Here is a 4,168-nt window from a genome sequence, read left to right on the forward strand (position 1 = left end):
CTTCCTGCTCGTGACCATGCAGGTGTACCTGCTGCTGCCCGTGATCGCGTGCTTCGTGCGGCGGACGCGCGGGCACCACGTCGCCGTCCTCGTCGTGACGCTCGTGGTCCAGCTCGTCGTCTTCGCCGGGTACAAGTACTTCCCGGCCAGCGACGCGTGGATGCAGGGCTACCAGAAGCAGTTCTTCTTCTCGTACGTCTTCTTCATCGTCTCGGGGGCGATCGCCGCCGACCACGCCGACGCCTTCCTCCGGTTCATCCGGGTGCACCGCCGCGCCGTCCTCTGGGGCTTCGCGGGCGTCGGTGCCCTCACACTCGGCGTCTGGGCGCTGCAGGTCGCCCTCGGACAGTCGCTCTACGCCGCCGGCACCCCGCTGCAGCCGATCCAGGTGATCTGGAGCAGCGCCGTGTTCGTCGGGTTCCTCGCCATCGGCGCCCGGTGGGCGGATCGGCGTCGACCCGGCAGCCCGCTCGCGCGCGTGGTCGACTACGGCTCGGACCGGTCGTTCGGCATCTTCCTGAGTCACCCGTTCGCGATCTGGATCCTGCTCTACGGCGACAGCGTGCTCGAGCGGGTCGTCCCGAAGCCGTGGTTGACGCTCGTCACGTACGTGCTGGTGCTCGTGCTGTCGGTCCTCGTCACGGAGCTGTTCCGGTGGACGCCGCTGAGCGTGCCCCTGACCGGGCGGCCGTCGCAGGCGTCGCGTGCGCAGCGGGCGGCGCGGGCGCGGAGACGGGAGGCGGGTGCTCGGCGCGGGGTCGGAACCGGAGGGGGCGTTCCGGCCGCTGGCGGGTCGGGTGCGTCCGACTCGGCCGTCCAGCCGGGGGAGCCGGGGGAGCCGGTGGAGCCGGTGGAGCCGGACGATGCGCTCGTGGGGGAGACGGACGACGTCGGGAGGCGTCCGACCCGCTGAGTGCGGCCTCGACGGCGACGCTGCCGGGCGGTGTTGCGGGCGGCGTTGCGGGCGGCGGGTGCGCGTGCGCACCGTGCTGGGTCCGCGGCGTGGTGCGGTGGTGCTTGCTGGGTGCGGGGTTGCAGTGGCGCACGGAGCGTGGAACGTCGCACGGATTGACGGTCGGCGCACCGTGCGCTGGCCGGACGGGAGGCGCGGGGCGGGCTGGCACCGCGCCTCCCGCCGTGCGGGTGGCGGTCGGGAGGGACGGGGCGGGCTGGCGCCGTGCCTCCCGTCCGCACCGTGCGGGCGTCCTGACCGGGTGCGGTGCTGCTCGCTGGGTGCGGGGTTGTGGCGGCGCACGGAGCGTGGAACGTCGCACGGGTTGACGGTCGGCGCACCGTGCGCTGGCCGGTCGGCCGGCCGGACGGGAGGCGCGGGGCGGGCTGGCACCGCGGCTCCCGCCGTGCAGGTGGCGGACGGGAGGGACGGGGCGGGCTGGCGCCGTGCCTCCCGTCCGCACCGTGCGGGTCTCGTGACCGGGTGCGGTGCGGCGCGCTGGGTGCGGGGTTGTGGCGGGGCACGGAGCGTGCAACGTCGCACGGGTTGACGGACGGCGCACCGTGCGCTGGCCGGTCGGCTTGCCGGACGGGAGGGGCGGGGCGGGCTGGCACCGCGGCTCCCGTCGTGCGTGGTGGCGGTCGGGAGGGACGGGGCGGGCTGGCATCGCGCGTCACGTCGTGCGTGCTGGCGGACGGGAGGGACGGGGCGGGCTGGCGCCGCGCCTCCCGTCCGCACCGTGCGGGTCTCGTGACCGCGTGCGGTGCTAAGCGCTGGGTGCGGGGTTGTGGCGGCGCACGGAGCGTGCAACGTCGCACGGGTTGACGGACGGCGCACCGTGCGCGGGCGGGGCCGCCCAGGGCGGGCCAGGCAAGGCGGGACCAGGCGGGGCGGGGTGGGGGCCCGCCCCTGCGGCGGTCAGGCGGTGTGCTGCTCGGCCTTCGGGACGCCGATCTCGAGGACGCCGTCCGTCATCGTGAGGCGCTTCGGCTTCATGTACCAGGCGACGACCGCCGCCGCGGCGAGGAGGGCGCAGGACAGCGCGAACGGGAGCTGCCACCCCGAGGCGTCGATCAGCGCGCCGAAGACGATCGGCGAGATCACGCCGTCATCGTGAGCGCTTTGGCTTCATTAACAGGCACGACCGCCGCCGGGCGAAGAAGGCGCAGGACAGCGCGACCGGGAGTTGCCACCCCGAGGCGTCGATCAGCGCCCGAAGACGATCGGCGAGATCACGCCGGCGATGCCGAACCCCGTGTTCATGAACCCCGAGGCCGTCCCGGACCACTGCGGCGCGACGTCCATCGGGATCGCCCAGAGGTTGGCGTTGCAGAGCTCGAGGAAGAAGAACGACAGCGCGAGCGAGATCGTGGCGACGACGAGGCCCTGCCCGATGACCAGCGGGACGAGGCAGATGAGCGAGCCTCCGAGTCCGGTGACGAGGACGATCCTGCGGGCGTTCCGGCTGTCGCCGCCGCGGTGGATGATGCGGTCGCTGAGCATGCCGCCGACGGTGTCGCCGACGACCCCGGCGAGCAGCACGAGCGTGGTGAAGAGTGCGAACTGGCTGATCGGCAGACCGTAGGTGGAGCTGAGGAAGGTGGGGATCCAGGTGAGGAACACCCAGAGCACCCAGCCGTAGCCGAAGTCGACGAAGGTCACCGGCAGGATCTGGCGCGCGAGCGTGCGCCACGGGACGGGCGGGCGCGTCGCGCGGGTCTCGACGGGCGGGAGCTCGTCGAGTTCGACCTGCCGGATGCCGGCGGTGTCCTCGGGCTTGTCGCGGAACCAGACGAACCAGACGACGGCCCACGCGATGCTCAGCACGGCGGTCGCGAAGAACGCCCACCGCCAGCTGCCGGTCGCACCGATCACCCACGCGACCAGGAGCGGCGCGAGCGCGTTGCCGAGGCGGGCGGCCGAGTGCACGACGCCCTGCGCGAAGCCGTTGCGGTCGCGGGGGATCCACCGGCTCATCGCCTGGGTGGCGGCGGGGAACGCGGCGGCCTCGCTGAGACCGAGGAGCGCGCGGGCGGCGAAGAGGGTCCAGAACCCGACCGAGAAACCGGTCCACAGGGTCGCGACGCCCCAGACGACGGTGATGACGAAGAGGGCCTTCCGCGGTCCGAACTTCTCGGCGATCGTTCCGCCGAACACCTGGAGCAGTGCGTAGGGGAGCGCGAACGCCGAGACGATGAGTCCGGCGGTCGTCTCGTTGAAGCCGAAGTCCTCGGTGATGTGCGGGAGCGCGGTCGAGATGTTGGTGCGGTCGATGTACGAGATCGCGTACATGAAGCAGAGGAGGATGAGCACTCGTCCGCGGATGCGTCCGCGGAACGGGGTGCCCTTCGTCGGTGCGGCGGGGGTCGCCGTCGTCATGGGGCCTCTCCAGGGGAGTGAGAGCGATTCGGGTTGCTGAACGGATCGGAGGCTATGCCGGATCCCTATCAGCGGTCTTCGAGCCAGCCTGGCCTGGACGATACGCCGACGGCGAGCAGTCGGCTCCGGTGTCAGGGGTGCCGACTAGCGTTGTCGGCATGGCAGTGTCAATCGAGCCCACGCGCGCGGTCCGCCCGTTCGAGGTCATCAGCGAGTACTCGCCGAGCGGCGACCAGCCCGCGGCGATCGCCGAGCTCGCCGGCCGCATCAACGCCGGTGAGACGGACGTCGTGCTGCTCGGTGCGACCGGTACCGGCAAGTCGGCGACGACCGCCTGGCTCATCGAGCAGGTGCAGCGCCCGACGCTGGTGCTCGCACACAACAAGACCCTCGCGGCACAGCTCGCGAACGAGTTCCGGAGCCTGCTGCCGAACAACGCGGTCGAGTACTTCGTCTCGTACTACGACTATTACCAGCCCGAGGCGTACGTCCCGCAGACCGACACCTTCATCGAGAAGGACTCGTCCGTCAACGCCGAGGTCGAGCGGCTCCGACACTCGACGACCAACTCCCTGCTCAGCCGGCGCGACGTCGTCGTGGTGTCGACGGTGTCGTGCATCTACGGCCTCGGGACGCCGGAACAGTACATGAACGCCTCGGTCGCGCTCCACGTCGGCCAGACGATCTCGCGCGACCAGCTCGTCCGCAAGTTCGTCTCGATGCAGTACCAGCGCAACGACGTCGACTTCGCGCGCGGCACCTTCCGGGTTCGTGGCGACACCCTCGAGATCATCCCGATGTACGAGGAACACGCGATCCGCATCGAGATGTTCGGGG

General features: G+C 71.7%; 4 protein-coding genes. 2 read left to right on the plus strand and 2 right to left on the minus strand.

The window, feature by feature from the left end:
• The coding region (locus I5E_RS02315) for an acyltransferase family protein (protein ID WP_022905572.1) at positions 1–913 on the plus strand (913 nt) is incomplete at its 5' end.
• Positions 914–1,870: 957 nt separating this feature from the next.
• On the opposite strand, the gene I5E_RS22485 is transcribed toward I5E_RS02315, so the two are convergent.
• On the minus strand, positions 1,871–2,056 hold the full coding sequence (locus I5E_RS22485; RefSeq protein WP_022905573.1) for a hypothetical protein: 186 nt from the start codon (positions 2,054–2,056) through the stop codon (positions 1,871–1,873).
• Between the two features lie 102 nt (positions 2,057–2,158).
• Positions 2,159–3,331 (minus strand): MFS transporter, encoded by a 1,173-nt coding sequence (locus tag I5E_RS20985; protein ID WP_049973422.1) that lies wholly within the window; start codon positions 3,329–3,331, stop codon positions 2,159–2,161.
• Positions 3,332–3,501: 170 nt separating this feature from the next.
• On the opposite strand from I5E_RS20985, the gene I5E_RS02330 reads away from it, so the two are divergent.
• Positions 3,502–4,168: DEAD/DEAH box helicase family protein (locus tag I5E_RS02330; protein WP_187290446.1), on the plus strand; the 667-nt coding region annotated here is incomplete at its 3' end.

Origin of the sequence: Curtobacterium sp. B18, assembly GCF_000333375.1 — a bacterium.
Taxonomy (GTDB): domain Bacteria; phylum Actinomycetota; class Actinomycetes; order Actinomycetales; family Microbacteriaceae; genus Curtobacterium.

What these genes read in the sequence shown, in the direction of transcription:
- I5E_RS20985 (WP_049973422.1), bottom strand. Translation starts at nt 3,331, where the DNA reads ATGACGACGGCGACCCCCGCCGCACCGACGAAGGGCACCCCGTTCCGC.